This is a genomic window from Synechococcus sp. 63AY4M2, assembly GCF_002760475.1.
In the GTDB taxonomy this organism is placed as follows: domain Bacteria; phylum Cyanobacteriota; class Cyanobacteriia; order Thermostichales; family Thermostichaceae; genus Thermostichus.
In genome coordinates, this window is the sequence record NZ_AXUX01000001.1 from 1,576,301 (window position 1) to 1,601,527 (window position 25,227).

Annotated in this window: 27 protein-coding genes, 1 tRNA gene and 1 riboswitch; of the genes, 18 read left to right on the plus strand and 10 right to left on the minus strand. The window is 60.1% G+C overall.

The features are described from left to right. From SYN63AY4M2_RS07005 to SYN63AY4M2_RS14455, 4 genes are all read right to left on the minus strand, one after another. On the minus strand, window positions 1-336 hold a 336-nt coding region (locus tag SYN63AY4M2_RS07005; protein WP_143597431.1), incomplete at its 3' end, for a helix-turn-helix domain-containing protein. Window positions 337-669: 333 nt separating this feature from the next. Further along, on the minus strand, window positions 670-783 hold the full coding sequence (locus tag SYN63AY4M2_RS07010; RefSeq protein WP_011428960.1) for a photosystem I reaction center subunit VIII: 114 nt from the start codon (window positions 781-783) through the stop codon (window positions 670-672). 49 nt (window positions 784-832) lie between these two features. Then, entirely contained in the window at window positions 833-1,303 is a 471-nt protein-coding gene (locus tag SYN63AY4M2_RS07015; RefSeq protein WP_099812636.1) for a photosystem I reaction center protein subunit XI, read from the minus strand. A gap of 369 nt (window positions 1,304-1,672) precedes the next feature. Continuing rightward, window positions 1,673-2,251 (minus strand): TMEM165/GDT1 family protein, encoded by a 579-nt coding sequence (locus SYN63AY4M2_RS14455; protein WP_346426049.1) that lies wholly within the window; start codon window positions 2,249-2,251, stop codon window positions 1,673-1,675. Between the two features lie 183 nt (window positions 2,252-2,434). Between SYN63AY4M2_RS14455 and SYN63AY4M2_RS07025 the strand changes: the two genes are divergently transcribed. After that, window positions 2,435-2,507: transfer RNA gene (locus SYN63AY4M2_RS07025), tRNA-Ile, on the plus strand. A 196-nt stretch (window positions 2,508-2,703) separates the two neighbouring features. Here the strand turns inward: SYN63AY4M2_RS07025 and SYN63AY4M2_RS07030 are convergent. Both SYN63AY4M2_RS07030 and SYN63AY4M2_RS07035 read right to left on the minus strand, forming a co-directional pair. Beyond that, a complete protein-coding gene (locus tag SYN63AY4M2_RS07030) occupies window positions 2,704-3,978 on the minus strand; it encodes a D-alanyl-D-alanine carboxypeptidase (protein ID WP_011428957.1) in 1,275 nt (424 codons plus the stop codon). A gap of 46 nt (window positions 3,979-4,024) precedes the next feature. After that, the gene (locus SYN63AY4M2_RS07035; RefSeq protein WP_011428956.1) at window positions 4,025-4,405 is read right to left on the minus strand and encodes a hypothetical protein; all 381 of its coding nucleotides are present in this window, start codon (window positions 4,403-4,405) and stop codon (window positions 4,025-4,027) included. A gap of 326 nt (window positions 4,406-4,731) precedes the next feature. Here SYN63AY4M2_RS07035 and SYN63AY4M2_RS07040 point away from each other — a divergent pair, with 326 nt between their 5' ends. Together SYN63AY4M2_RS07040 and SYN63AY4M2_RS07045 are read left to right on the plus strand one after the other, a co-directional pair. Beyond that, the gene (locus SYN63AY4M2_RS07040) at window positions 4,732-5,178 is read left to right on the plus strand and encodes a transcriptional repressor (RefSeq protein WP_011428955.1); all 447 of its coding nucleotides are present in this window, start codon (window positions 4,732-4,734) and stop codon (window positions 5,176-5,178) included. Window positions 5,179-5,358: 180 nt separating this feature from the next. Beyond that, a complete protein-coding gene (locus SYN63AY4M2_RS07045; RefSeq protein ID WP_011428954.1) occupies window positions 5,359-7,740 on the plus strand; it encodes a M48 family metalloprotease in 2,382 nt (793 codons plus the stop codon). Window positions 7,741-7,747: 7 nt separating this feature from the next. Here the strand turns inward: SYN63AY4M2_RS07045 and SYN63AY4M2_RS07050 are convergent, their stop codons facing one another. Beyond that, a complete protein-coding gene (locus tag SYN63AY4M2_RS07050; RefSeq protein ID WP_011428953.1) occupies window positions 7,748-8,200 on the minus strand; it encodes a phosphomannose isomerase type II C-terminal cupin domain in 453 nt (150 codons plus the stop codon). A 125-nt stretch (window positions 8,201-8,325) separates the two neighbouring features. Here SYN63AY4M2_RS07050 and SYN63AY4M2_RS07055 point away from each other — a divergent pair, with 125 nt between their 5' ends. The 7 genes from SYN63AY4M2_RS07055 to folK all read left to right on the plus strand — a co-directional run bounded on the left by SYN63AY4M2_RS07055 (window position 8,326) and on the right by folK (window position 15,149). Next, window positions 8,326-8,691 carry a 2Fe-2S iron-sulfur cluster-binding protein gene (locus tag SYN63AY4M2_RS07055; protein ID WP_011428952.1) on the plus strand — a complete coding sequence of 122 codons (366 nt, stop codon included), beginning with the start codon at window positions 8,326-8,328 and terminating at the stop codon, window positions 8,689-8,691. After that, window positions 8,684-9,982 (plus strand): O-antigen ligase family protein, encoded by a 1,299-nt coding sequence (locus tag SYN63AY4M2_RS07060; RefSeq protein WP_071813484.1) that lies wholly within the window; start codon window positions 8,684-8,686, stop codon window positions 9,980-9,982. The genes SYN63AY4M2_RS07055 and SYN63AY4M2_RS07060 overlap by 8 nt, the downstream gene beginning before the upstream one ends. Before the next feature lie 187 nt (window positions 9,983-10,169). Further along, window positions 10,170-11,564, plus strand: coding sequence for a 23S rRNA (uracil(1939)-C(5))-methyltransferase RlmD (rlmD, locus tag SYN63AY4M2_RS07065; RefSeq protein ID WP_099887293.1), 1,395 nt, complete (start codon window positions 10,170-10,172; stop codon window positions 11,562-11,564). A 115-nt stretch (window positions 11,565-11,679) separates the two neighbouring features. Next, the gene (ychF, locus tag SYN63AY4M2_RS07070) at window positions 11,680-12,771 is read left to right on the plus strand and encodes a redox-regulated ATPase YchF (RefSeq protein WP_099884408.1); all 1,092 of its coding nucleotides are present in this window, start codon (window positions 11,680-11,682) and stop codon (window positions 12,769-12,771) included. Window positions 12,772-13,408: 637 nt separating this feature from the next. Next, window positions 13,409-14,278 carry a dihydropteroate synthase gene (gene folP / locus SYN63AY4M2_RS07075; protein WP_099887294.1) on the plus strand — a complete coding sequence of 290 codons (870 nt, stop codon included), beginning with the start codon at window positions 13,409-13,411 and terminating at the stop codon, window positions 14,276-14,278. Further along, on the plus strand, window positions 14,265-14,636 hold the full coding sequence (gene folB / locus SYN63AY4M2_RS07080) for a dihydroneopterin aldolase (protein WP_099835714.1): 372 nt from the start codon (window positions 14,265-14,267) through the stop codon (window positions 14,634-14,636). Before folP ends, folB begins: the two co-directional genes overlap by 14 nt. Before the next feature lie 6 nt (window positions 14,637-14,642). Further along, complete coding sequence (folK, locus tag SYN63AY4M2_RS07085) at window positions 14,643-15,149, plus strand: 2-amino-4-hydroxy-6-hydroxymethyldihydropteridine diphosphokinase (protein ID WP_011428945.1); 507 nt, start codon at window positions 14,643-14,645, stop codon at window positions 15,147-15,149. On the opposite strand, the gene gap is transcribed toward folK, so the two are convergent. Further along, complete coding sequence (gap, locus tag SYN63AY4M2_RS07090) at window positions 15,135-16,166, minus strand: type I glyceraldehyde-3-phosphate dehydrogenase (protein WP_011428944.1); 1,032 nt, start codon at window positions 16,164-16,166, stop codon at window positions 15,135-15,137. The genes folK and gap overlap by 15 nt on opposite strands. Before the next feature lie 188 nt (window positions 16,167-16,354). Here gap and surE point away from each other — a divergent pair, with 188 nt between their 5' ends. Continuing rightward, the gene (surE, locus tag SYN63AY4M2_RS07095) at window positions 16,355-17,086 is read left to right on the plus strand and encodes a 5'/3'-nucleotidase SurE (protein WP_011428943.1); all 732 of its coding nucleotides are present in this window, start codon (window positions 16,355-16,357) and stop codon (window positions 17,084-17,086) included. On the opposite strand, the gene SYN63AY4M2_RS07100 is transcribed toward surE, so the two are convergent. Beyond that, a complete protein-coding gene (locus tag SYN63AY4M2_RS07100) occupies window positions 17,069-17,689 on the minus strand; it encodes a DUF3318 domain-containing protein (RefSeq protein ID WP_011428942.1) in 621 nt (206 codons plus the stop codon). The two genes, surE and SYN63AY4M2_RS07100, sit on opposite strands and share 18 nt — an antisense overlap. A gap of 201 nt (window positions 17,690-17,890) precedes the next feature. On the opposite strand from SYN63AY4M2_RS07100, the gene SYN63AY4M2_RS07105 reads away from it, so the two are divergent. The 7 genes from SYN63AY4M2_RS07105 to SYN63AY4M2_RS07135 all read left to right on the plus strand — a co-directional run bounded on the left by SYN63AY4M2_RS07105 (window position 17,891) and on the right by SYN63AY4M2_RS07135 (window position 23,588). Beyond that, complete coding sequence (locus SYN63AY4M2_RS07105) at window positions 17,891-18,655, plus strand: GvpL/GvpF family gas vesicle protein (RefSeq protein WP_011428941.1); 765 nt, start codon at window positions 17,891-17,893, stop codon at window positions 18,653-18,655. Between the two features lie 160 nt (window positions 18,656-18,815). Then, entirely contained in the window at window positions 18,816-19,343 is a 528-nt protein-coding gene (locus SYN63AY4M2_RS07110) for a hypothetical protein (protein ID WP_099812646.1), read from the plus strand. Window positions 19,344-19,393: 50 nt separating this feature from the next. Continuing rightward, the gene (locus SYN63AY4M2_RS07115; protein WP_011428939.1) at window positions 19,394-19,858 is read left to right on the plus strand and encodes a GUN4 domain-containing protein; all 465 of its coding nucleotides are present in this window, start codon (window positions 19,394-19,396) and stop codon (window positions 19,856-19,858) included. 40 nt (window positions 19,859-19,898) lie between these two features. Then, the gene (locus SYN63AY4M2_RS07120; protein ID WP_011428938.1) at window positions 19,899-20,639 is read left to right on the plus strand and encodes a DUF1995 family protein; all 741 of its coding nucleotides are present in this window, start codon (window positions 19,899-19,901) and stop codon (window positions 20,637-20,639) included. Continuing rightward, complete coding sequence (locus tag SYN63AY4M2_RS07125; protein ID WP_041438007.1) at window positions 20,603-21,370, plus strand: hypothetical protein; 768 nt, start codon at window positions 20,603-20,605, stop codon at window positions 21,368-21,370. The genes SYN63AY4M2_RS07120 and SYN63AY4M2_RS07125 overlap by 37 nt, the downstream gene beginning before the upstream one ends. Window positions 21,371-21,572: 202 nt before the next feature. Further along, window positions 21,573-21,673, plus strand: a riboswitch (TPP riboswitch). Between the two features lie 5 nt (window positions 21,674-21,678). Further along, the gene (gene thiC / locus SYN63AY4M2_RS07130) at window positions 21,679-23,046 is read left to right on the plus strand and encodes a phosphomethylpyrimidine synthase ThiC (protein ID WP_011428936.1); all 1,368 of its coding nucleotides are present in this window, start codon (window positions 21,679-21,681) and stop codon (window positions 23,044-23,046) included. 149 nt (window positions 23,047-23,195) lie between these two features. Then, on the plus strand, window positions 23,196-23,588 hold the full coding sequence (locus SYN63AY4M2_RS07135; RefSeq protein ID WP_011428935.1) for a VOC family protein: 393 nt from the start codon (window positions 23,196-23,198) through the stop codon (window positions 23,586-23,588). 58 nt (window positions 23,589-23,646) lie between these two features. Here the strand turns inward: SYN63AY4M2_RS07135 and SYN63AY4M2_RS07140 are convergent, their stop codons facing one another. Then, window positions 23,647-25,050, minus strand: a complete 1,404-nt coding sequence (locus tag SYN63AY4M2_RS07140; RefSeq protein WP_099812648.1) for a phosphoglucomutase/phosphomannomutase family protein — start codon at window positions 25,048-25,050, stop codon at window positions 23,647-23,649. Window positions 25,051-25,227 lie beyond the last annotated feature (177 nt).

Consider the following 25,227-nt stretch of genomic DNA (forward strand, 5'->3'; position numbering starts at 1 on the left):
AGTCATTCCTTGCTTTTTCAAGAAATTATGTATCGTGACGATGCTTACATTGATTCCTAAGCGCTCGCGCAACAGTTCTTGATACTGCCACAGGTAGAAGTCTGGGTGTTCTGTAATAATTGCGATCACTTCCTGCCGATGTTGTTCCAAAATGCCCACTCGCTTGGTGCCTGCTTTCTTAGGGGCTAAATCTTGAGTTTGTTGGTACTGACGCACCCAGCGGTGTACTGTTCTTTTGGTCACCATGAAGCGTTTAGCTACCTGGCGGATGGAGGTGTTACCTGCCTGATAGGCTGCTACAACTCTTTGCCGCAAATCCAAAGAATGAGTCGGCATTCCTTTCTCTCCTTCCTCTTGAATACCTGTACCCTATTTTAAATTAAAAGGCTGTAAGGCTGGCCATCGACTTCTTCTTCTCGTTAAAAGTTGAAAGGGGGTTGCGCAAGCTGCCCTTTTCCTTGTTGGTATGGGATCAGCTCGCCGGATCCTGCTCCACTCTAAAGTCCTTTGGAAGTTCCCCTTTCCCAAAAGCAAGAAGACCCAACCTTGGTCGGGTACTGCCCCAGGCAAGACGGCAGCGCGTCCAGAAACAGCCGCTGTGCCAAAAAGGGAGGGATCCCTTGTCTAGCTAGGGATCCCTCTTCCGAAACCCATTGAGATGAGAACCAGTTAGTCGCGCTCAATGTACAAAAAGAGCACAGCCATGGTTACTGCCGGCAGCAGCCAACCGACAATGGGGACGAAAATCCAAGGAAGATAAGCAGCAGCGTAAGAACCGGTCATGATCTTGCTCCTCTCCAGTGCCTTGACAAGTTTGACAACTCAATTAACCTTAATTCACCAACCCTCGAAAGATGGCGTCGATCCCGGCAAAGTTCTCCAACAAGAAGTAGGCAGCAAACACGCCACCCATACCTCCCAAGAAAAATCCTGCTGTCAGATCCCCCCAGCCACGGGCCGTAGATAGAGGATTGGCGCCCGGCGTTTCCGGCTTGTTTCCAAAGGTAACGCTGCCATAGGCGGACATACAGGCGGTTCCCAGCAGCACAATCGCCATCGCCGTGACCAGCCCGCCCAAATTGGCTGCCTCAGGATAGTCGCGCAGCGGGCCCACCACGATTTCTGGCCCCACCAAAAAATAGCCATGCGCCAACCCAATCTCCAGCCCTCGCAACAGCGGCGATAGGCCAGGCCGGTTAATGGGGAGGTTGTTGATAAACAGACGGGTGAGAGGAGAGTCACTGATGGGCGTTGAAAGATGGCCCTCGCAGGGATCGTCGTTAAAGGTGCGAATGTAATCCATGTCCGAAGATCCTGGCTGGAATTTTGGGATTCATTCTACGGGGCCTCAGTTCTCCTCTCAGCAGCCGCTATCCGGATCGTTAAAAAAGTTCATGCTTGCTTAACAGAGATACAGACCCTCGCGCTTTGGTTCAACGACGCCGTGCCACCCCAGAAGATAGAATGCAACTGCGAGCCGCGCTACACAAAAGGATAGCTTGGTAGCCCCGTACTTTAGTACGCGGCGGAAAAGCCCTTGAGCCACTTTAGTTGCTTCTTTGTTATAGTTAGTACAGAGCTTCTCCAGGAAAACAACCTACTGCGGTGCAAAACCCGCGCGGCAATAACTAACCTGGAGGAACTTAAGTCCGAAGTAAGCAGAACTTTGAGGTTATGCCTCAAAGGACTGTCTAGGGGCGTCTTGACAGCGCCTTCGCGAGTCCATTTTGGGCTGCGTAAGAATCCCCTGGGTGGGAGTGTCAATTTTCCCTGGCAGGCCATCCTCGGTTCCTCCAGAGGGCTCACGCTTCCCTTGCCATTCTCGCCAGAGAACATAGCTCCCGATTGCCAGGAAGCCGAGGCCAGCCAACCATTCTAGCCAGGCTGCCGGGATCACCTGCCCCAGGGATCCCCCTAAGGCTACGCTGAGCAAACTGGCGGTCACCAGGGCGCTGGCAGAGCCGAAAAAGATCGCCCAGGGAGACTTGGACTGGGCGCTTATGAGCAAGGTGGCCAACTGAGTCTTATCGCCCATCTCCGCCACAAACACGGTTAAAAAGGTAACAAGCCAGAGCTGTAGCGGGGATCCCTCTGGCGGGTTGTTGACGGCGGAAGGCGCTTCAGGGGGGGACGGCACCGTCTGCGCTTCCAGGGCAGGAGACAGAGCCAGGTTCTGGCCGGTGGGTTGCCAGTCCACAGAGGCGGCTTCGTTCCAGGGGAGATAGTGCTGCCCAACGGCCCAAAAAACCAAACCGAGAACCAAGGATAAGGCAGTCAGCCCCAAGCCTAAAGCCAGTTGCCTCTGCCAGGAACGCGCTGATGCCATGGTCTCTGCTGTCCGCTAACCACCGACATGCAGCTTATCCTGTAGCGGGGCTCTTTTTCACCGGTTCTGGAAAGAACAAGGGCGCTAGAGTAAAAAGTAGAAGAAGAAGGGGCGTTGGCCGAGCGGTTTAGGCAGCAAACTCATAATTTGCCTTACACAGGTTCGATTCCTGTACGCCCCATCGCCGCAACCCTCTCCGGAGAAGGGCTGTAAACTACCCGACTCCGACTGCCCCCTCAATCCCCCCTATATCCCCCCGTACACGGGGGGACTGGGGGGCGGGGCTCCTGCGGCTTCTGGCTGAATTGAAACCGGCTTGCGAGGGTTTGCCATCCCCAGGCGCTTTGCTGCTGAGGCGACCCCTCCCAGGCAAACCGTCAAAGGCGAGGGCTCGACTCCCTGCGGGATCTCGTATCTAAGGGACGAGGCAGCCAGCGCTCGGGCAAGGCGGCGGGGGATCCCCAGCGGGACTGGAGCCGGCTGAGAAACTCTCCCTGCCAGGTGCGCAAGTCGGCCAAGTTGGCCCCGCCGTTCATGACGGCAAACCAGATATCGCCCCGCTCAGTTGGCAACACGCCCGCCAAGGTGCTGACGCCGCTCAGGGTGCCCGACTTGGCGATCAAGATCCCCGGCAGAAGCCGCCGCTCCAGCACGCCCACATCCTGGCCGACGACGGCAAAGGCATCCGCCAGCGACAAGCCGCGCTCTTCCAGCAACGCCTGGGTTGCCCGCAACATGGCTACATTGGCCCGCGGGGAGATGCGGTTTTCCACCCCCAATCCCGAGCCGTTGATCAGGTGCAGCTCTTCTGCCGGGATCCCTGCTGCAGCGCGGGCTATTTGGGCAACCTGGGCCGCTCCTCCCACCGCCTCTGCCAGCATCTCGGCCATGGCATTGTTGCTGTAGAGGTTCATCAGCTTGAGCAGGTGAATGAGGGGAGGCGACTCATGCCTGAGCAAGACCTGGGCCTCCGAAGGGATCTGCTGGGCAACTCGCACCGACCCCAAAATCTCCACCTGCGGCCTGGGGGTGCCGGGGGGCAAGGTCTGGAATTGCGCCTGGGCTTCCGGGGGCCAGAGGCGGGCCTCCAGCCCCTGGCGCAGCAGGGATCCCGAACGGGCCCCATCCCGGGAAAAGTTCATGTAGAAGCGGCCCACCACCACCAGATCCCCGCGCACCTGGCGGATCCCCTGGGCGTTGAGGGCGTTCCCCACCGCGAAGGCTTCCTCCCAGACAAAGAAGGGATCCTCCCCCCCCAGCACCCAGAGATCGCCCTGCAAAACTCCGTCCGTTCCCAGCGAACCGGTTGCCAAGTAGGTGGTCACAAAGCGGTGGTGCGGGCCAAACTGCTGCAGAGCAGCCAGGGTGGTGGCCACCTTGGTCAGGGAGGCCGCCGGCAAAGCCTTGGATCCCTGATGTTGCCCCAAAACCTCGTCGCCCCTCTGCAGCCAAACCCCCTGGGCCGTGGAAGCAAAGCCGCGGCCGCTCAACTGGGCCAGGTAGGTCTCCACCTGAGGTTGCAGGGATCCCTGCGCCGTCGCCTGAGCTGAGCTCAGCAGAAGGAACGCCGCCGAGAGCGTCCCCCCCCAGATCGCAACCAGCCGCCAGCCCGGCCGCTGTCGTTGGCAATAGCGTTGCGGAGCACTTTTCACCCAAAATGCCCTCTAAAAACGCCAACCCACCCCCAGAGCGGAGCCCTCAGCTTGGCAACTCCCAGCCGCTTTCTTCTAGCGGCTCCACGTCGATGGTGCCGGGGGGCGTTTGCCGATAAAAATGGCCATCGGCAACAAACAGCGGCTCGCCACAACTGGGGCAAAAGAAGCGGCTGCCCTCGATGGCCTGAGACTCGGACCCACACACCGGGCAGCGATCCGTGGCGATCCAGCGGCGCGCCCACCAGCGAAAGGCCAGCAGCACCAGCACCGGCAGAGAGAGCAAGAACAGCAACAGAGCCACCAACCCGGCGACCAGCCACCCCAGCCCGACACGGGTCAGCAAAGCTGCCAAGGCCAGGGATCCCAGCCAGAAGCCCCAGCCGGTTAGAGAAATGGAATAGGTTTTGGGCTGCTCAAACCGCATCTTTGTTTTCCCTTCCCGTATTGACTACGCTTAGCAACGCCGCCGGGATGCCGCGGGCCTTTTCCCGAGTTATGTTAGCCCAGACTCACTCGAACTATAAGGCCACCTGGGCATACCCTGTAGGCTAGCTCATTTCCAATAGACGCGGGATCCGGTTTCCCGCACCCCTTCTTCTGCCGGCCCAGGCGCTGCCGTTGCTTCTCAAGAAGGCAACAGGATCCCTTTGGCAGCCGAAAGTCAGTGGCGCTATCTTAAATGAGGCTATTATCAATTACAGAACTTATTGACTGTTACGGCGACGTTGCCCAACAGCGGAGGGGGGCATCATGGTCTACACGGAAGAAGCCTTCAAAGCGGAGCTAAATGCCAAAGGCTGGCGAGCCACTCGGCAGCGGGAAATCATCCTCCAGACCTTTCAAAACTTGCCTGAGGGGACTCACCTGAGCGCCGAGGAGCTGCACAAAAAGCTGCGGGAAGAAGGCCACAACATCAGCCTTTCCACCATCTATCGCACCGTCAAGCTGATGGCGCGCATGGGCATTTTGCGCGAGCTGGAACTGACCGAAGGCCACAAGCATTACGAGATCAACCAGCCGGCCCCCCACCACCACCACCATTTGGTGTGCATCAAGACCAACAAGGTCATTGAGTTCAAAAACAACGCCATCCTGAATATCAGCCAGAAGGTGGCTGAAAAGTACGGCTTTAAAGTGCTGGATTGCCAGCTCACCATCATCGGCATCAGCCCGGAGGGACAGCGCTCGATCTTGTAGCCAAACAATTTCTGCAGCTCAGCTCCTGGATAAATGCTTGCCCTGGGCGTTCTGTACTGGGTTTGGGGGGAGATGGGGATCCCTTGGTAGAGAAAATGCCAGAATAGCCGCTGTAAAGTCGAAAGCCATTGGCAATTGAAGCAATAGCTCAGCTTACCCTACCCCCTCCGGGAGACGGCCATGAACGAGCAGGAATTGGCGCAGTGGCTAGAGCAAGCTCTGGCAGACCTGCGTCTGAGAGTTCAGGTGAAGGCCCAGCCCCTCCAAAGCAGTCCTGGGGATTACGCTTTGGTGATCATGATCAACCACCCTGCTCACGTTGCTCTCGACCATGAGAGGCTGACGGCCTGGTTCCAGAAGGCAATTCCCAGCCGCTATCCCCAAGTCAAGCGCTTGGCTCTCTACAGCCGCCCCATCGGCCAACAGCAGGCCAACTGGAAAACTCAGGTGAGGCTGGCTCCGGAAGCGGCGACGGGCAGGGGGGATCCCGCCGACAGTCCAGATCTCAGCCGCTATTGCTTTGTCCAAGACCGCCAGTTGCTCACCGCTGACCTGCCTCAACCCTCCAGCGTGGTGCGCCAGGCGGTCTTGGGTTTTCATAACCTCACCGCTGGGCAAAAGGAAGAAGTGCTGCCCCTGTTGCCCACCTTGTTCCGCAACCCCGGTGCTGTCTCGACGGCAATGCTGTCGGTGGATGCGGCCCTGTGGCTAGAGCCCTTGAAAAGCCTCAATCCCCACGAGCTGCGCCTGTTGAGCGTTTGGCTGAGCCGCTATTGCTTCAACCCCAGCCGCGCCTTGGCCGACTTGGATCCCGCCACCTCCAATCTCAGAACCGGTCAGACCCGACGCCGGTACCGCGCTCCTCAGACAGGGGTCTCGCTGGTTTTGGCCAGCTTTGCTGGCAACCTCACTCTGGCCGCCGGCGTGACCCTGAGCCTGTTGTTCGGCATGGTGTTTGTGTTGGCCCTGGCCGTTTTCGGCACCTTGGAAGGGGGGTTCTCTTTTGGCTCTTTTCTTTCCGCCGTTCTGCTCACCCTGGCCTTCAACGCCCTAATTTTCTTTTTGTCTCCCTGGTTGATGGACTGGATCCAGCACAGCCTCTACAGCACCCAGTGGGTGAGCTTGGCGGAAATTGGGCGTCGCAGCCCAGAGAGCGCGGAGGTGATCGCCCGCGTCTGTCGCCAGTACAAGCTGAAGCAGCCGAAGCTGGGCTTGATCCGCGACCAAAACCCTACTGCTTTTACCTATGGCAGCCTGCCGGATACGGCCCGCATCGTCGTCAGCGAAGGGTTGTTCACCTACTTGGAAGATGAGGAGGTGGCCACGGTCTATGCCCACGAGCTGGGGCATGTGATCCACTGGGATTTTGCTGTCATGACCCTGGCTTCCACGTTGGTGCAGATTCTCTACCTCCTCTACGTCTACCTGCGCGACACGCGCCGAGACCGCAGAGGGGGCAAAAACATAGGTTCCTTGGCTCTGGTCGCCTACTTTTTCTACGTGGCCGGCTCCTACTTGGTGCTGTACCTGTCGCGGGTGCGGGAGTACTTTGCCGATCACTTTGCCGCCGAAATCACCGGCAACCCCAATGCCCTCTCGCGGGCTCTGGTGAAAATAGCCTTTGGCATTGTGCAAGAAGGGGAGCGGCAACAGGATGAGGAAACCCGACAGCGCAGCGCTCGCCTGCTGGAAGGCACACGGGCCTTGGGGATCTACGATGCCAAGGCGGCGGTGATGGCGGGGACAGCCTACCGGGTGGCCGCGGATCCCAGCCAGGTGGGCAGGGTGTTTTTGTGGGATCTGTTTAACCCTTGGGCCGGGTGGATGGAGCTGAACTCCACCCATCCCCTCACCGGCAAGCGGGTGCGGGCGCTGGGCACCTATGCCGAACAACTGGATCTGCCGGTGGAGTTCGACATGGCCAGCGTGGTGGCCCAGGGCAAGCAGCTCAACCGCCAGCAGCTCTACGGCAATTTTCTTCTGGACGTGGTTTTGTTAAACGCCGAGTGGCTGGGGGCGATCTTGGGGATGGTGCTTGGGATCCCCGCTCTGCAGGCGGGGTCTTACGGCATGTTTGCCGGCCTGGTTCTGGCGGGAGCCAGCTTGGGCCTGCTGCTGAAGATGACGGTGATGTACCCCAGCTTGGAAAACCCGCCGGCATTGACGGTGTTGAAGGCCATGAGCAACCCCTACGCCAGCCCCTTGCGCGGCTTGCCGATGCAGCTAGAGGGGCGGGTGATCGGGCGGGGGGATGCGGGCTATCGCTTCGGCTCCGATCTCAAGTTCCAGGATGAGACGGGGATGATTTTCTTGCGCTATGTTTCTCGGTTTGGGCCGCTGGGCAACTTCCTGTTTGGGGCCAGCCGGGCAGGCAGGCTGGTGGGTCAAGAAGGGACGGTGGTGGGATGGTTCCGGCGGGGGATAGCTCCCTACCTGGATCTGTCCCGCTTCCAGAGCCGCTATGGCGAAGTGGTGACCAGCCATCCGGCCTTTGGACAGGCGGTGCAGGTGGCGCTGGGCTTGATGGCCGCCTTGCTGCTGATGACCGTTTTCCCCTTCTAGGACGGGCTCAGGATGAGGTCGACTGCCCGCTGTCGGCGCGGGCGTAGTCGTCGCTGAAGCGGATAATGTCGTCTTCGCCCAGGTACTGGCCGTTTTGCACTTCGATGATCACCAGGGGGATGACGCCGGGGTTTTCCAGGCGGTGCTTGGTGCAGGGGGGCACGTAGGTGGACTGGTTGGTGGTGATCAGCCGCTCTTCATTGCCGCAGGTCACTTTGGCGGTGCCGGCCACGACGATCCAGTGTTCGCTGCGGTGGTAGTGCATCTGCAGGCTGAGGCGATGCTTGGGCAGCACCACAATCCGCTTGATCTTGTAGCCGGGGCCCTCGTCCAGCACCGTAAAGCTGCCCCAGGGACGAGTTTCAGTATTGCTCTCGATGAGCTTGTTAAAAACTTCAGCCGAGAAGGTAGCTGGCAGTTTTTCCACTGAGGGCATGGGGGAATTGGGAGTTTCTAGCATAGGCTGCTCTCCTGGGGGCCCTGCCTTCAGCTTATCCTATGGAGCTGGGCAGTAGCCCAACTCCACTCAAATCTTGTGGGATCATGGAGAAGTCTCCTCATCGGGGGAAAAGGCCCTTCTTCTCCATGCATTCCTACCCGGTTCACATCCACGACCGCCAGAAAGACGCCCACTACTTCATCCAGGTGCCTGCCGACCAATACATCCTGGAGGCTGCCGAAGCCCAAGGGATCCAGCTTCCCTTTGCCTGTCGCAACGGCGCCTGCACCACCTGTGCGGTGCGGATCCGGCAGGGATCCCTCTACCAGCCGGAGGCAATGGGGATCTCGCGGGAGCTGAAGGAGCAGGGCTACGGGCTGCTGTGCGTGGGCTATGCCCGCTCCGAGCTGTGGGTGGAAACGCAAGATGAAGATGAGGTGTACGAGCTGCAGTTTGGCCGCTACTTTGGCCAGGGGCGGGTACGAGCGGGGATCCCCCTCGACGATGAGTAATTTTTCTGCCTCAGTTGCCTCTAAAGACCTGCCGCCGTCCCCCCGGCCTTGGCAGCTCCAGGGCTGGCTGTTGGGCTCGGCGGCGCTGATCCCGGTCAACCTGGCCCCTAGTCTGTTGCTGGCGGTGGTGGGGACGGTGCAAAGCTATGGCCGCTACTGGCAGCAAATCCGGCGGGATCCCGGCTTTTGGCTGGCGGGCCTGCTGAGCCTGGCGGTGGTGGTGACAGCGCTGCTGGGGGAGGACTGGCGGCTGAGCTTGCCGGGGATGTTCAACTACTGGCCTTTTCTCCTGATGCTGCCGGCCTTTGCTGCAGCGCTGAGGGATCCCCTCAGCCGCCGCTGCCTGGCGCAGGTGTTGGTGCTGGGCAGTGGCCTGATGCTGCTCTTGGGCTGGGGAGAAGTGCTGTGGGGGTGGCAGGGGCATCTCTTCTTGGGGCCGCTCTGGATTACGGGCGTGGCCGGTGGGGAGCGCCCGGCGGCAGCCTTCACCTCCCCCAATCTCCTGGCCATTTATCTTGTGATCCATCTGGGCTTGGCGGCGGGGCTGTGGGGGGCAACTCAATCTCACCCCACCAGAGCAGGGCTGGCGGCGCTGCTGGGGTTAGGATCCCTGCTGTTGCTGCTGACAGCCTCCCGCAACGGCTGGGGGGCAGGGGGGCTGGCGCTACTGATTGGGCTGGCCCTGCGGCGCTGCTGGTGGGGGCTCGCCTTCCTGGCCGGCTTGGGATTAGCCGGCTTGGCCGCTGCTTTGGACTGGCCCGGCTGGCGGGCGGTTGTCCCTTCCTTGATCTGGAGCCGGTTGGCAGACACCTTTGACCCCCAGGCCCCCTATTTCAGCTCGACGGCCAACCGCCTCGATGCCTGGCGCTTTGCCCTGCAGATGGTGTGGGAGCGGCCCCTGACCGGCTGGGGCTGGCAGAGCTTTCCTGCCCTCTACAATGCCCAGGATCCGCCAGAGCTGCTGGGCCACTGCCACAACTTGTACCTCCATCTGGCGGCAGAAGGCGGGATCCCTCTGCTGCTGGGCTACTTGGCCCTTTGGGGTTGGATCTTGGCGCGGGGCTGGCGAGCCTGGCGTTGCTCCCAAGACGAGATCCTCTTGGGAGTTTTACTGGCCTTGACGGCGTTTTTTGCTGCGGGGCTTTTGGATGTGGTGATCTTGGATGGCCGCCTTCACCTGTTGATCACCTTGCTCTTGGGCGCAGCTTGGGGGGCCAGCCTCGAGCTCCGCTGCAGCCAGGCAAAGAGGGTTCCGGCGGATCCCCAGGCACCCCGGTCAATGCCACAATAGAGTTCCTCCCTTGGGTTTTCTGGGATTACTCTGTTTCGGTTGCCGGATTTTCTTACGTATCGAGTTTAGCTTTGGATGGTCTCACCCGATTTCGATTGACCAAAACTTTGGCGGCGCAGGCCCCGCCCTGAGGACTCTGTCCCGCTTGCGCGAATAGGGCTGGGGAGAACGTCAACCACCTTTTTCCATGGAGCAGCCAATCCCTTCTCTGGCCCCTGATCCCATCAAGCCGGGGGATCTCCTATCCCTGGAGATCACCGACCTAACCCCTGAGGGCGATGGCATTGCCCATACGCTTGGCCACGGGCGGGGTCGGGTGGTGTTTGTCGCCCAAGCGGTGCCAGGGGATCGCGTGGTGGCTCAGATAACTGAGATCAAGCGCAACTATCTGGTCGGGCGAATTCGCTCCCTCATAGCTCCCTCGCCGCAGCGGGTGCGGCCGGCCTGCATTGTGGCGGACAAGTGCGGTGGCTGTCAGTGGCAGCACGTCAGCTACGCTCAGCAATTGGTTACCAAGCAGCAGATCCTCAGGGATGCGCTGGAACGAATTGGCGGTCTTACTCTGCCGGAGCCTGTCCCGATTTTGGGATCCCCGCAGCCGCTGCGCTACCGCAATAAGGTCACCTACCCCATTGCCAAAGCAGAGGGCCAGCCGCTGCGCATGGGCTACTACCGACCGGGCAGCCACCGCCTGGTGAACCTCAACCAGTGCCCTGTGCAGGACGAGCGGCTGGATGTGTTCTTGCGGGAAATTAAGCGGGATCTGCAGGAGGCCGGCTGGAGCGTCTACGACGAAAGCCGCCACCAGGGCCATCTGCGTCACTTGGGCTTGCGCATTGGTCGCCGCACCCGCGAGGTGCTCCTCACCTTGGTCAGTTGCAGCCGCGACCTGCCCCACCTAGAAAGGTGGGCCAAGCGCTGGATGCAGTGCTACCCCGACCTGGTGGGGGTTTGTCTCAACCTCAACCCGGCCCGCACCAACACCATCTTTGGCCCGCAAACGGAGGTGATTGCCGGGCGGGGATCCCTGCGGGAAGAATTGGCCGGTCTTTCCTTTTGGATTGACAGCACCTCCTTCTTTCAAGTCAACACGGAGCAGGCGGAGGCCTTTTTTACCTGGATAGTGGATCAGCTCCAGCTGCGCGGCGAGGAGATCGTCCTGGACGCCTACTGCGGCATCGGCACCCTAACCCTGCTCTTGGCCCGGCGGGCCAAACGGGCGATAGGGGTGGAAGTCCTGCCGGCGGCGGTGGCCCAGGCCCGCTACAATGCCCAGTTCAACGGCATCCCCTCGGCCCAATTTTTCCAGGGCGCAGTGGAAACGGTTTTGCCAACTCTGCCTCCTGCCGATATTGTGGTGTTGGATCCGCCGCGGCGCGGCTGCGAGCGGCAGGTGCTTGAGATCCTAAAGCAGCAACGGCCCCGGCAGATCGTTTACATTAGCTGTCATCCTGCCACCTTGGCGCGCGACCTGCAAATTCTCATGGCCGAGGGATCCTACCGCCTAACCCAATGGCGAGCTGCTGACTTCTTTCCCCAGACAGGCCATGTAGAGGGAGTGGTCTTTTTGGAACGGGTCTGAGGAACCTTGCCCAGCTTGCCGCGGAGCTGCCCTCTGGGTAGGCGCACTAGCCGGAGGCGACAAATGCTAACGTCAAAGTAAAGTTTCGCAACGGACTTTTTCCCTCCCACTCTCAATGCTTAGAGCTGGAATTGTCGGCCTGCCCAATGTGGGCAAATCGACTCTATTCAACGCTCTCTGCGAAAATGCCAAAGCGGAGGCGGCCAACTTTCCTTTCTGTACCATCGAGCCCAACATCGGACGGGTGGCCGTGCCAGACGAGCGCCTGGAGGTGCTGGCTAAGATCAGTGGCTCGGCGGCCATTGTTCCCGCCCAAATCGAGTTTGTCGATATTGCCGGGCTGGTGGCTGGTGCCAGCAAGGGGGAGGGCTTGGGCAACCAATTTCTCTCCCACATCCGCCAGGTGGACGCCATCGTGCATGTGGTGCGCTGCTTTAAAGACGAGAACATTGTCCACGTGGCTGGCTCGGTGGATCCCGTGCGAGACATGGGCGTGATTAACCTGGAGCTGGCCCTGGCCGATCTGGCCCAGATTGAGCGACGCTTGGAACGGGTGCGCAAACAGGCCAAGTCCGACAAAACGGCTCAAGTAGAGCTGCAGGCCCTGGAGAAGCTGCAGGCCGCTTTGGACGAGGGCAAGCCGGCCCGCCTGGTGCCCCTCAGCCCAGAAGAGGAGGCCTCCATCAAAGGGCTAGGGCTGCTCACCCGCAAGAAGGTGATCTATGCCGCCAACGTAGCGGAAACGGAGCTGGCCACTGGCAACGCGTGGGTGGAGCAGGTGCGGCAAGTGGCCCAGGCAGAAGGGGCGCGTGTGGTGGTGGTCTCAGCCCAGGTGGAGGCGGAATTGGTGGAGCTGCCGCCTGCAGAGCGACAGGCTTATCTAGACTCGCTGGGGGTGAAAGAAGGGGGGCTGAAATCTTTGATCCGCGCCACCTACGAGCTGCTGGGCCTGCGCACCTACTTTACTTCCGGCCCCAAAGAAACCCGCGCCTGGACAATCCCTGCCGGTGCCACTGCTCCTCAGGCAGCGGGGGTCATTCACTCGGATTTTGAGCGGGGCTTTATCCGGGCGGAAACGATAGCATATGAGGACCTAGTGGCAGCGGGATCCCTGAGTGCCGCCCGAGAGAAGGGCCTAGTGCGCAGCGAGGGCAAAGACTACGTGGTTCAGGAAGGAGATGTGATGCTCTTCCGTTTCCATGTCTAGGACTCCCTAGCCTATTCAGCCAAGCCGTGGTTTCTCAGCAGTGCCTCTAGGCAAAACGACTTATCTAGCCAGGGATCCCTGCTTCCAAGGGGTCTGCTTGACGCAACCGTTTTCCTGAGAAAACTGTTGACGCTGTAACGAAACATCACAATAATTGGACTAGATAAACAAGTACTTTAAGGGATGTATTGATGGATCTGCTGCAATACGGGCCGATGGCCTGGGTTTACCTAGCAATTTTTGCCTCCATCATCTGGTGCATCTGGGGTCGTTCGGAAGACGACATCATGTTTTAGCTCAAGCGGGAGGGGTTCCTCTGCGAGCTAAGGCTACTCCTTGGCCTTAGGCTGGCAGGGGATCCCTCCTAGGTATGGCTTTTTGCCGACCTCAGGTGACGTTTCCCCTCACTCACTCAACCAACTGAGGGTCATACCAAGGCAGATACACAACCGCGGCCCGCGCCACGCAGCCACTCCTCCCCTTCACGGGAGACACCTAGCAATACCCCAAAACAAACGGAGCGAGGGATCTGTATAGATTACTGCCCCCTGCGCTTCCCTACTTCTAGAATTCAGCTAGGCACGCGCTGGTCCTATCTGGGGCGGCTGCTCTGACAGCGAATTAGCTTGCAGGAGTTATGGGCGTTACCAGCTTGCTCTCTCGCCGTCCCCTGCCTGGGGCAGAACAAACACCGGAGGGGTACTGCCTTTCCTGGCGGGGTGTGGCGGTGATGGGGGTACTCAATGTAACCCCCGATAGCTTTAGCGACGGCGGCCAGTGGGGATCCGTGGAAGCTGCCGTGCAGGCAGCCAGAGCCATGGCAGCGGCGGGGGCCTTGATTGTGGATATCGGCGGCGAGTCCACCCGTCCGGGGGCAGAGCCGGTACCGGTGGAGGTGGAATGCGACCGGGTTTTGCCCGTGATTCAGGCTCTAGAGGGATCCGGCATTCTCATCAGCGTCGATACGCGCCGAACGGAGGTGGCAGCGGCAGCTCTGGCGGCTGGAGCGCACATGATTAATGACGTCACCGGCCTGCGCGATCCGCAGATGATGCAGCTGTGTGCCGAGAAGGGGGTGCCGGCAATCATCATGCACATGCGGGGAGAGCCCCGCACCATGCAGCAGCTTACCCACTACGAGGATCTGGAGGGAGAAGTTTTTGGGTTTCTCAAGGATCAAGCGGAACGGGCCCTGGCAGCCGGTGTTCCCAGCGTGGTTTTGGATCCCGGCCTGGGCTTTGCCAAAACCGCCGAGCAGAACATTGCCCTCCTCAGAGCGCTGCCGCGGCTGGTGGCCTATGGCTACCCGGTGCTGGTGGGAGCCTCGCGCAAAAGTTTTGTTGGCCAGCTTGCCGGCATTGCTGTGCCTAGAGAGCGGGATAGCGCCAGCGTAGCCGTGCACCTCTTTGCCGCCAGCCGGGGCGCTACCCTGGTGCGGGTGCACAACGTCCCCGCTCATGTCTCGGCTCTGGCGGCCTGGGCAGGTCTCCACGATGAACCCAACTAGGCTGGTGCTGCGGGGTCTTAGCTTCCATGCCCACCACGGCTATCGTCCTGAGGAGGCCGTGTTGGGAGGGCGCTTTGTGGTGGATGTGGAGATGCAGCTTGGTTGGGTTCCCCAAGCGGATGACCTGGCCCACACAGTGGACTACGCCCAGGTGTACGAGGCGGTGCGGGAAGAGGTAACCCAGCGACGCTACCGGCTGATCGAGACGTTGGCAGACCGGATTGCTGAGCGGCTGTGGCAAAGCTATCCCCAGGTGGAAGCCCTGACGGTGCGGGTGCACAAGCCGCAAGCCCCCCTGCCCGGTTTGTTCGACGATGTCTACGTGGAGATTGTCCGCCACCGTTCTTCCAATAGCTAACCCTCGATGCAGCCCGACCTAGCCTACATTGCCCTGGGCAGCAACCTAGGGGATCCGCTGCAGCAATTGCGCTCGGCTGGGCAGAAGTTGCTCAGGTTGGGCCAGGTGGTGGCTCGCTCCAGCCTCTACCGCAGCCCCGCCCAAGGGGGGCCACCCGGCCAGCCCGACTACCTCAATGCTGTGGTGGCGTTGGATCCCTTTCCCCCTTACCAATCGCCCCTGGAGTTGCTGAGGGCGCTGCTGGCCATCGAGCAGGAGGCAGGGCGAGTGCGGCGCATCCGCTGGGAGGCCAGGACCCTGGACTTGGATCTGCTGGCAATGGGCAACCGGATCCTGAAGAGCCCTGAGCTAACCCTGCCCCACCCTCGCATGATGGAGCGCCCTTTTGTCCTGGCCCCGCTGTGCGAGATTGCTCCCCATTGGCGCCACCCCGAAACCGGCATAGCCGCAGCTGAGGCGCTGGCTGCCCTGGATAGCTCCTGGCTGGAGCGCACTGACCTAGGCTGGGATTGAGCTCTTTAGCGCAGCCGCCATTTTCGCCGCCAGATCCACCAGCCGCGAGGCATAGCCGTACTCGTTGTCGTACCAGGAGAGCACCTTCACGGTGCGATCCCCCAGCGTCATCGTCGACTCCAGATCCACAATCGAAGAATGGGGATCGCCGATGATATCGGCCGAGACAATGTGCGGCGGGGCAATGGCCAGGATACCGCGCATCGGCCCTTCTGCTGCCTCCACAAAGGCTTGGTTGACCGCCTCTTTGGTGATAGGCTGCTCGGTGCGCACGACAAAGTCCACAATCGAGCCGGTTAGGGTGGGCACCCGCAGCGCCAGGCCGTCCATCTTCCCTTTCAGGGCAGGCAAAACCTCGGCAACTGCCGTAGCTGCCCCAGTGGTGGAAGGCACAATCGACACCGCCGCCGAGCGGCCCCGGCGATAGTCCTTGGGATCCGGGCGATCCACAATGGCCTGGGTGGCGGTGTAAGCGTGGCAGGTGGTGAGAAAGCCCGTCTCGATGCCGAAGCGATCCAGCAAGACCTTGGCCAGCGGCGCCAGACAGTTGGTGGTGCAGGAGGCGTTGGAGACGATATGGTGCCGCTCTGGGTCGTACTGGTCGTCGTTAACCCTCATCACCACCGTCAGGTCGGCGCCTTTGGCAGGGGCGGAGATGATCACTTTCTTGGCGCCGGCTTCTAGGTGTTTGGCCGCCCCCTCCCGCTTGGTAAACAGGCCGGTGGACTCTATCACCAGGTCAACCCCGAGGTCTTTCCAGGGCAGTTGCGCCGGATCCCGTTCTGCCAGAACCCGGATCTTGTGGCTGCCGACTTGCAGGTGGCCATCCACAACGCTCACCGTCTGGGGCAGGCGCCCGTAGGCGGAGTCAAATTGCAGCAAGTAGGCCAAGTTCTCCGGCTCGGTGAGATCATTAACCGCCACCACCTCCAGCCCTCGCCCCGGCTGGGAGAGCAGCGCCCGCAAAAACGACCGGCCAATGCGGCCAAATCCGTTGATGGCTACCCGTGTGGTCATGGCAATCCTCCGGTATCAGTTCATGGTCATGGGTCGAGGGCTGCGGCGCAGGAGACGCCAACCCCTTAGGGATAGGTTAGAAGAAGAACGGGATCCGCCTTGCCTTTGCACTTCAGATCTCCAGATTTGGATCCCAACGGAGATTTGCGATTTAGGCTAACCCAGGAATTGCCGGTAGAGGAATTCAGATGAAGGTATTGCTGACCAACGATGATGGCATCGAGGCGGCGGGGCTGGCACACCTCAGACTGGCCCTCAGCGCTCTCGTTGCCGAGGAAAACTGCTGGATTGTGGCCCCCCACCAGCCGATTTCCGGCTGTAGCCACCAGGTAACGACGGGGCGGCCCTTTCGCGCCTGGGCCCGCGGCGAGCGCACCTTTGCCGTCGAGGGATCCCCTGCCGACTGTGTGCGGGTGGCCCTGTTTAAGCTCGCCCCTGCCGTGGATTGGGTGCTTTCTGGCATCAACGAGGGAGGGAATCTGGGATCGGATGTGTACTTGTCCGGCACGGTGGCGGCGGTGCGGGAGGCGGCGCTGCGTGGGATCGGAGGGATCGCCATTTCCCAGTATCGGGCAGGGAGCCAACCCATCGATTGGGAGCAGGCCCAGCGGTGGACGCGGGAGATCCTGGCCGAGCTGATGGAACAACCCCTGCCAGCCGGCTCCTTCTGGAATGTCAACTTGCCCCACCTGCCACCGGGATCCCCTTTGCCGGAGCGAGTTTACTGCCCCCTCTGCACGCAGCCGCTGCCACTCGATTACGCCGTAGAAGCAGAGGGGGAAGGCTTGGCATCGCTGTGGTTTCGCTACCAGGGGCGCTACGCAGAGCGAGCCCGCGATCCCCAGACCGATACCGATATCTGCTTCTCCGGTCGGATCGCCATCACCCAGGTGCACCTGTGCTCAGGAGCTCCCAGGTGAGGGGGTGAGGTTGCGGGCGATGGTTCTCAGCCGCTGCAGCCGCAGTGCCGTCAGGATATCGGTGGGATCCAGCTTGAGAACCTGCTCCAGGGCATCTGCTAGGTGTTGGGCTGCCTCTTGGCGGGTGTAGCCGCGGAACTGGGCGCGGCGCAAGGCAAACTCGTCGGCATCGAAATGGGCGCTCTCCCGATTCAGGTTTTGCCAGATCTGCCGCACCGAGAGCGCCGTGATGCCCCCCGCCAACAGGGCAGAAAACGGGTGCTGCAAAGAGAGCTCTGCCACGGTGGTGATGCCACCAAGCAAGGCCAGCGACTGGTAAAACCCCGGCTGTAGCCAGTTGCGGTTGTCGAACCAGCCCACCTCCCGCAAAAACAGCAGATCCCGCTGCGGCTGCGGGATCCCTTGCCAGCGGCGAAAATCGATGGCAATGATGCCCTGCGGCTGCCAAGGGGCCTTGCGGCGGGAGAACAACAGGGCCTCACCTCCCGAGTGGGGGACAACGCGGATCAAGGCCCGGAGAGAAGCGGGAAGCAGATCCCGCAAGCGTTCGATCTCTTCTTTTTGAAAGGTTTCCAAGGGTTTGAAGTCTGAGCGGCTGGTCATAGTTTTACCTGTAGAGGCACGGAGAGAGAGGATCCCACCTACCCCCCGGCAGCCTTGCGGCCCTGAACACCCCAGACCTGAAAAACCCTGCCAGGATTAGTCTACCGCATCTTCAGGTCGCCAGTAGCAGCCCCCCAGGGCAAAAAGCGCCAGCAAGTTTGCTTAGACTGAGAGGAAAAGTCTACGCCTCGATCCGAGCCAATGCCAGTTTTACCGGAACCCAGCGAACAGAGCGCCGGCAGCCCCCTTTACACCTATGCCTTCTTGCCGATGCCAGACGCGCCGCTTTGGCATTTCATTCAACAAACTCAAGGGATCCGCGGGCCGCTGCAGGTGTTTTCTCCCACAGGAGGCCGAATTGCCGCTGCTGTGGAGCCGATGCCGGATCCTGCGTCGCTGCAGGCTTCGGATGAGGTGCTGCTGCGTTCTGCCCTGCGCCACGACCAGGTGATCTGCCGGCTGTTTGCCCAGATGCCGCTGCTGCCCCTGCGCTTTGGCACCTGCTTTCTCTCAGCCGAAAAGCTGGGATCCCACCTATTGGCCCAGCAGGCGGAGTACGAACAGGCCCTCGCGGCCATCGGGGGAAGAGCCGAGTACTGCCTGAAAGGAAAACTGTCGCCCCAGCCCCCCCCGGATCCCCAACCCGCTCCCAGCGGCACAGCCTATCTGTTGGCCCGCAAACAAGCCTATCTCCAGCAACGACAGGCCCAAGAGCGGCAAGAACAGGAGCTGGCGGCCCTGCAGCAGCTTTGGCCTTCTACCTGGCCAGTGCAAAGAGGGGATCCGCAGCCGGGAGAAGTCCTGCGGCTTTACTTCTTGCTCACCCCTGCCGAACGGGAAATGGCAGCCCAGCTCGCCCAAACCTGGGTAGCAGCACACCCCCACTGGCAATTGGACTGGAGCGAGTCCCTGCCCCCCTATCACTTTGTGGGTGCCCTGCGGGATCCCTCCAGATGTACTCAGTAGTGCCCTAGCAAAAGGATCCCGTTTCGCGCGCCCGGAAACCCTGACCCAGCGAGGATGCAATGTTTTGGCTGTAATTTTTCAGGGTATTACTTACGGATTCTGGTGAGGGATTGGACTACACTACTATTTTTGAAAGTGACCTCCCGTCCCCTCAGCCGTCATGACCCTGGAAACATTTTTTACCCAGCTCAACGCCAACGGCTTAACGATTGCCATCCTGCTCTTTGCAGCTCCTTGGTTGGTTTGGGTTCTCTGCTACTGGATCCCAGGGCAGTGGGAAGAGCCTTTTTTGCTCAGCTTGAACATTGGCTTAGCAGCGGCAAGCCTTGTCCTCTGGGCCGGTTACTTGGCCTATGCCACCAACACGGCCGGCTGGCAGGCGGTGGTCAAGCAGGCGGATATGTTCTTGTTGCTGGTGCCTCCCTACTATTTCCTTAGCTCCATCTGGGTGGCACGGCAGCGCATGCCCCTCTCGCGGGTGCCGGCTTTCCGCACCTTGCAAGGGATCAGCATTTTGGCGGCGGTCTATCTCATCCTCTCTTGGCTCAGCCGCCGGGTCTATGTTGTCTTTTTCTCTTACCTACCCTTTTCGGCCTTTCTGTGGATCCTGGCGGGGTTGTTGGGGGTGGCCTATATTGGCTATCGCATCCTCTTTGGGAATCCGCCCCAGTACCCGCCCGAAAGCTGAGGGGCTGGCCGACAGGGACTAGAATTCGAAAGAAACCCTTTGCAACGGCAATGGTGACAGTCCCTCTGATTTCAGCCCTGAACATCGACTACCGGCCTTTGCAGGAGTTGTTAGCGGCGGGAGCTTGGCTGGAAGCGGATCGGCTGAGCCTGCAACTGCTGTGCCGGGCGGCGGGGGAGGGGGCGGCGCGGCGGGGCTGGCTGTACTTTTCCGAGGTGAGCCGGATCCCGGCAGAGGATCTGCGCACCATCGATGGCCTGTGGCGGGCGGCCTCCGGGGATCGCTTCGGCTACTCGGTGCAGCGGCAACTCTGGCTGGGGGTCAACCGCAACTGGGAGCGCCTCTGGCCGCTGATTGGCTGGAAGCAAGGCTACCACTGGACTCGCTATCCCGACGAGTTCACCTGGGATCTGTCCGCTCCCAAGGGCCACCTGCCCCTTTCCAACCAACTGCGGGGGGTGCGGGTGCTGGAGGAGCTGCTTACCCACAGAGCTTGGGAAGACCTATCCGGCTGAGCGTCTTTTGAATCTTATTGAATCTAAGTTGGATTGGACTGTGGCCGAGCAACTGCAACTGACCCAATTTCCCCACCTGCCCGGCGATCTGGCCCAAGCCTGCGAGCAGGCCATCCAGGCCACACGCCTGGCCCTGCAAGCGGGATACCGCCGCTTGCTCATCGAGATCCTGGCCCCCGACATCAAGCCGGAAGTCTTGGCTCGTCCATTTTTGGAGTTGGTGCCGCCACCGGCTTTGGTGTTGTTCAGCGATGCCGGCGGAGCGGCCCTGGCCCAGCGGGAATGGGGATCCCTCCCCGACGGGATCCAACTGCAGAGCCTGACTGCCCGCACCCAACCTACGCCAGAACAAAGTGTCCTGTTCGTGATGCCGGCGGTTTACAGCCTGGATCAGGTGGAGCGGGTTTGCCAGTTGGTGAGCGGCGGCGATCCCTCTGGGCTGGCGGCCAAAGGCCGGGATCCCAAGCCCGTCGTTCTCCTCAACCCGCAACTTCAGGATGCCGCCGCAGTGGGGGTGGGGTTGGCCGGGCGCCGGCTGCGGCAACGCTTCCTGAGCACCTTTGAGACCAGCTACTACCTGCGCTCGCTGGTAGAAGGAGCCCTGTTTCGCGCCTACCCGGATCCCTGGAGCGTGTGGCAGCAGGAAGAGCCCGGCCTCTACAGCGTCCTCAAAACCTTTAGGGCTCGGCCCAGCGGCGAAGAAGTGGCCGAGCTGTTCAGGGCCAGCAAGAGAGGGGATCCCTGGTGGAGCTGGCGGCGCTGGCTGGGCGGGATCCCATGATCGACCTGCAGCTTCAAGACTGGTGGTCGCGGCAACGGCTCACCCAGCTTAGCTACCCCAACCTATCTCTCAGCGGCGCAAGTGTGTCTTTGCGAGTCATTTTAGAGCCATTTAAAAACGTCGGCGCGATCTGGTATTCAAAGATTTATGGAGAGTATCAGGATAATGTTTTATTGCTGGCCTGCTCTCCAGATTTAGAAGGACTATCGGATCGTGTAAGATGCCTAGAACAGTCTCCTATTCAGAAACTTTGCCGAGAAAATTTTTCCAAACATTTTACTGAATATTTGCTAACTGATGCCGTCGCCTATGAATTAGAAATCCGATTTGAAGGCAAAGACTTTCTTGTTGTCGACCAAGAGAGGCTTGGAAATAGAGTTGTCCACCAAATCTACATTCACGACAACTGCTTTTTCAAACCCGTAGAGGACGATCTCCTAAGCAAGATTATCGGTTGCGTTCTTGAGCAACATAGCTTCTACTTAGGGCAGGAAATCGACTGGTCAGAGATCTCGGCGAGATTAACTGATCACTTGCTCACTTCGAGCAAAATCGAGATCCAAAGCGATCCCAAGAGGCAACATGTGTGGATCCCACAGCTAGAAGAAAAAAGTATCCTCTCGGATCCCTTTTTCAAAAAGCTTTCGGCCAGGGCACAGTGGTTATTGAAGGCAGATAAGCCCGTTTTAGAAAGAAAAAAGCCACTGCCTGAAGGGTTCGCCAGCATCTAATGCTTCTGATGATATTTTTGCCCCCTAGCTGCAGCACCTTCCCCAGGGCAGACTGCTCGTATCGCTGCTCCTATCGGAAAGGGACTGGGGGTGAGGGGAGAGACTGGAAGGGTCAGCGGCGCGACGCGCCAGGGCATTGTCTCAAACTACTCTGATATCGATCCCAAAGTTCCAATCCAGTTCCAATTTCGGTGATAGAATCACAACACGCTAGGAGTGTCTGGGGGCTGCCCCCAGGCTGAGATTACATCCTCAGAACCTGATCTGGGTCATACCAGCGTAGGAAAGCGAGTACCGGAGTTGACACCATGCGCAGCGAATGGGTTGCCCGCCGTCGTGGGCAAGCAAATGTTACGCAAATGCACTTTGCCCGGCAGGGCGTGATTACCGAAGAGATGGACTACGTGGCTCGGCGAGAGAACCTACCGCCGGAGCTGATCCGCTCAGAAGTGGCGCGGGGCCGCATGATCATCCCTGCCAATATCAATCACACCAACCTAGAGCCCATGTGCATCGGGATCGCCTCCCGCTGCAAAGTCAATGCTAATATTGGCGCCTCCCCCAGCTCCTCTGGATTAGCCGAAGAGCTGGAAAAGCTGAAATTGGCCATTAAATACGGCGCCGATACCGTTATGGATCTGTCCACCGGCGGCGGCGACTTGGACGAAATTCGCACGGCTATTATCCAAGCTTCTCCGGTGCCCATCGGCACGGTGCCCATCTACCAAGCTCTAGAAAGTGTCCATGGCAATGTCGAAAAACTCTCGGCAGAAGATATCTTGCACATCATCGAAAAGCAGGCCCAGCAAGGGGTGGACTACATGACCATCCATGCCGGGATCCTCATCGAATATCTGCCATTGGTGCGCAACCGTCTCACAGGAATTGTCTCTCGCGGAGGTGGGATCCTGGCCCGTTGGATGTTGGCCCACCACAAGCAAAACCCGCTCTACACCCACTTCCGCGACATCATCGAGATCTTCAAGAAATACGATGTTTCTTTTAGCCTGGGCGATGCTTTGCGGCCCGGATGTCTGCACGATGCTTCTGACGAGGCCCAGATGGCGGAGTTGAAAACCCTGGGGCAGTTGACCCGCATGGCCTGGGAGCACGATGTGCAGGTGATGGTGGAAGGGCCAGGGCACGTGCCGATGGATCAAATTGAGTTTAACGTGCGCAAGCAAATGGAGGAATGCGACGAGGCTCCTTTCTACGTTTTGGGGCCGCTGGTAACCGATATTGCCGCTGGCTACGACCACATCAGCTCTGCCATTGGGGCGGCCTTGGCCGGCTGGTACGGGGCGGCGATGCTCTGCTACGTAACTCCCAAAGAACACCTGGGCTTGCCCAATGCCGAGGATGTGCGCAACGGCCTCATTGCCTACAAAATTGCCGCCCACGCTGCCGATATTGCCCGCCACCGTCCTGGGGCCAGGGATCGAGATGACGAGATGTCCAGAGCCCGCTACAACTTTGATTGGAACCGACAATTTGAGTTGTCTTTAGACCCAGAGCGGGCGCGAGAATATCACGACGAGACCTTGCCGGCAGATATCTACAAAACGGCGGAGTTTTGCTCGATGTGTGGACCGAAGTTCTGCCCCATGCAGACCAAAATGGACGCAGAAGCGTTGAGCGAGCTGGAGCGATTCTTGGCCAAGCAGCCAACAGCTTAGGCATTAGCTTGCCCTGGGCCTCGAACGAAGTTGGAATCGACCTTGGTTCCATCCCTGCTCTCGGGGGAGTGGGGAGGGGCTCTCTCTGCAAGCTATGCTGGGTTATAGAGAAACCCTTGCGGTTGTCTCTGTGGAGGAGAGAGAAGAGCATGGCACTGAAGCAACTTGGACATGTTGCCGTCCGCGTAGAAGACATCTCTAAGGCAGTAGAGTTCTACGAAAAGTTGGGGATGGTCAACGTCTGGAAGGATCCCGACTGGGCCTATATGAAAGCCGGAGACGATGGGCTGGCACTCTTGGGGCCGGGCTACCGGGCGGCAGGGCCCCACTTTGGCTTTGTCTTCAGCAGCAGGGAGGAGCTGGAGGAGCAGCATCGGCGCTTGCAAGCCGCAGGGATCCCGGTAGGGGCCATTCACAGCCATCGGGATGGCACTGCCTCCTTCTATGGCAAGGATCCCGATGGCAACCTGTTTGAGTTTCTGTACGAGCCGCCAGGCACTTTTGACCAAGCCAAGGCCAAGACAGCCGAGGCAAGTGCTTGAGCTCTGAACTGCTATCGCGCACAAGCAAGCTAGGGGCCGTGGGCGTCCTTCTGTAGCCCTAAGCAATCTTGCTGAGCAGCCCAGCTGCCCAATCGAGAAGACGGTTCACTTCTTCTGAGGTTCTGGCTTCCGAGTAGAGCCTCAGCAGAGGTTCGGTGCCGCTGCCCCGGATCATCACCCAACTGCCGTCGGCAAGGCTAAACTTGTGGCCGTCGCGATCGAAATGCTTGATTACCTTTTGCCCCAGGATCTCAAGGGGGGGATCCGTCTGTAGCTGCTGGAAGAGCCGGGTTTGTTGACCTTGATCCGCCAGGTGCAGGTCGCGGCGTAGGTAAACTGAGGTGAACCCTTCCCGTTCTTGCAAAGCTCGGTAAAGGGCGCTCAGATCTTGCCCGGTTTCGGTGACGGCTTCGATCAAGTACAGGGCAGAGAGGAGGGCATCCCGCTCGGGGATGTGGCCCAGATAGCCGATGCCGCCCGATTCTTCTCCCCCCAGCAACACCGGTGTGCTCAGCATGCGCTCGGCGATGTACTTAAAGCCCACCGGCGTTTCCGTAACTGGCAGGCCATAGCGCTCGGCCACCTTCACGAATAGCTCCGAGCCGCTGATGGTTTTGACGATCTCGCCCCGCAGGCCGCGCCGCCCCGCCAAGTGGTCGATCAAGATGGGAATGAGGATCTGCGGGCTGAGAAAATGGCCTTGCCCATCGAGGGCAGCAATGCGGTCGGCATCGCCATCGAAGACCAGACCCATCTTTAACGGGGCGGGATCCGCTGCGATGATCTGGGCAGAGGTCTGCAGGTTTTGCGGCAGCGGCTCCGGTGGGAACCCGCCAAACAAGGGATCCCGACGTGCCTGCAATTCGATCACCTTCTCCCCCAACAGGCGGCTGAGGCCCCCGGCGCCAGAGCCAAACATGACATCCACCCAGATCTTGGCCGGGGATCCTTTGAGCTTCTCCAGATCCACAAAGCGGCTGAGCTGAGCCAGGTAGCCGGGCCAGGGATCCCAGGTTTCGATGGGGGCTGGGTTGGATGCGAGAGGTTGCAGGTGGTGCAGCTCCTGCTCGATGGCGGCGGTAACCTCCGGCGGCACGGAGCCGCCAAATCCGCCTTTGACCTTGAGGCCGGAATAGTGGGGCGGGTTGTGGCTGGCGGTGATCACCAAGGCGCCGTGGCAGCCGCGCTCTTTGGCCGCCCAGCTAAAGGCCGGTGTCGGGGCCACACAGGCAGAGAGATAAACCGGGATCCCCAGCCGCGCCACCACCTCGGCAGCGTGGGCAGCAAATTTTTCTGAGAGAAAGCGGTTGTCGTAGCCGATCAGGATCCCTGCCCCAGGATAGGTGCGGGCCAACACTTGGGCGCTGGCCTGGGCGGCAATGCCCAAGTTCTGGAAGGTAAAGCCATCGGCGATCACGGCTCGCCAGCCGTCAGTGCCAAAACGAATGGAGTTCCCGGCCATGATTGCACCCAGATCCACCCCGACTACAGAGAAGGATAGCTTGGTAGCCCTGCACTTGAGGGCAGGGCGGAAAAGCCCGTAAGCAACTTTAGTGGCTCGCCAAGAGTTGCCACCAAGGCGTACCGTTCCCAGGCGAGCACCGACCGGTGGCAAGCGTCCGAACGTCTCAGCCAACCT

Bases quoted from the DNA above. Each gene is read 5' to 3' on its own strand.
- SYN63AY4M2_RS07105 (WP_011428941.1), top strand. From the start codon at position 17,891: ATGCCAGTTTTACCGGAACCCAGCGAACAGAGCGCCGGCAGCCCCCTT.
- SYN63AY4M2_RS07050 (WP_011428953.1), bottom strand. From the start codon at position 8,200: ATGCTAGAAACTCCCAATTCCCCCATGCCCTCAGTGGAAAAACTGCCA.
- thiC (WP_011428936.1), top strand. From the start codon at position 21,679: ATGCGCAGCGAATGGGTTGCCCGCCGTCGTGGGCAAGCAAATGTTACG.
- surE (WP_011428943.1), top strand. From the start codon at position 16,355: ATGAAGGTATTGCTGACCAACGATGATGGCATCGAGGCGGCGGGGCTG.
- SYN63AY4M2_RS07035 (WP_011428956.1), bottom strand. From the start codon at position 4,405: ATGCGGTTTGAGCAGCCCAAAACCTATTCCATTTCTCTAACCGGCTGG.
- SYN63AY4M2_RS07015 (WP_099812636.1), bottom strand. From the start codon at position 1,303: ATGGATTACATTCGCACCTTTAACGACGATCCCTGCGAGGGCCATCTT.
- ychF (WP_099884408.1), top strand. From the start codon at position 11,680: ATGCTTAGAGCTGGAATTGTCGGCCTGCCCAATGTGGGCAAATCGACT.
- SYN63AY4M2_RS07110 (WP_099812646.1), top strand. From the start codon at position 18,816: ATGACCCTGGAAACATTTTTTACCCAGCTCAACGCCAACGGCTTAACG.
- SYN63AY4M2_RS07010 (WP_011428960.1), bottom strand. From the start codon at position 783: ATGACCGGTTCTTACGCTGCTGCTTATCTTCCTTGGATTTTCGTCCCC.
- SYN63AY4M2_RS07040 (WP_011428955.1), top strand. From the start codon at position 4,732: ATGGTCTACACGGAAGAAGCCTTCAAAGCGGAGCTAAATGCCAAAGGC.
- rlmD (WP_099887293.1), top strand. From the start codon at position 10,170: ATGGAGCAGCCAATCCCTTCTCTGGCCCCTGATCCCATCAAGCCGGGG.
- folP (WP_099887294.1), top strand. From the start codon at position 13,409: ATGGGCGTTACCAGCTTGCTCTCTCGCCGTCCCCTGCCTGGGGCAGAA.
- SYN63AY4M2_RS07055 (WP_011428952.1), top strand. From the start codon at position 8,326: ATGCATTCCTACCCGGTTCACATCCACGACCGCCAGAAAGACGCCCAC.
- SYN63AY4M2_RS07135 (WP_011428935.1), top strand. From the start codon at position 23,196: ATGGCACTGAAGCAACTTGGACATGTTGCCGTCCGCGTAGAAGACATC.
- SYN63AY4M2_RS07115 (WP_011428939.1), top strand. From the start codon at position 19,394: ATGGTGACAGTCCCTCTGATTTCAGCCCTGAACATCGACTACCGGCCT.
- SYN63AY4M2_RS07045 (WP_011428954.1), top strand. From the start codon at position 5,359: ATGAACGAGCAGGAATTGGCGCAGTGGCTAGAGCAAGCTCTGGCAGAC.
- SYN63AY4M2_RS07100 (WP_011428942.1), bottom strand. From the start codon at position 17,689: ATGACCAGCCGCTCAGACTTCAAACCCTTGGAAACCTTTCAAAAAGAA.
- SYN63AY4M2_RS07140 (WP_099812648.1), bottom strand. From the start codon at position 25,050: ATGGCCGGGAACTCCATTCGTTTTGGCACTGACGGCTGGCGAGCCGTG.
- SYN63AY4M2_RS07060 (WP_071813484.1), top strand. From the start codon at position 8,684: ATGAGTAATTTTTCTGCCTCAGTTGCCTCTAAAGACCTGCCGCCGTCC.
- gap (WP_011428944.1), bottom strand. From the start codon at position 16,166: ATGACCACACGGGTAGCCATCAACGGATTTGGCCGCATTGGCCGGTCG.
- folK (WP_011428945.1), top strand. From the start codon at position 14,643: ATGCAGCCCGACCTAGCCTACATTGCCCTGGGCAGCAACCTAGGGGAT.
- folB (WP_099835714.1), top strand. From the start codon at position 14,265: ATGAACCCAACTAGGCTGGTGCTGCGGGGTCTTAGCTTCCATGCCCAC.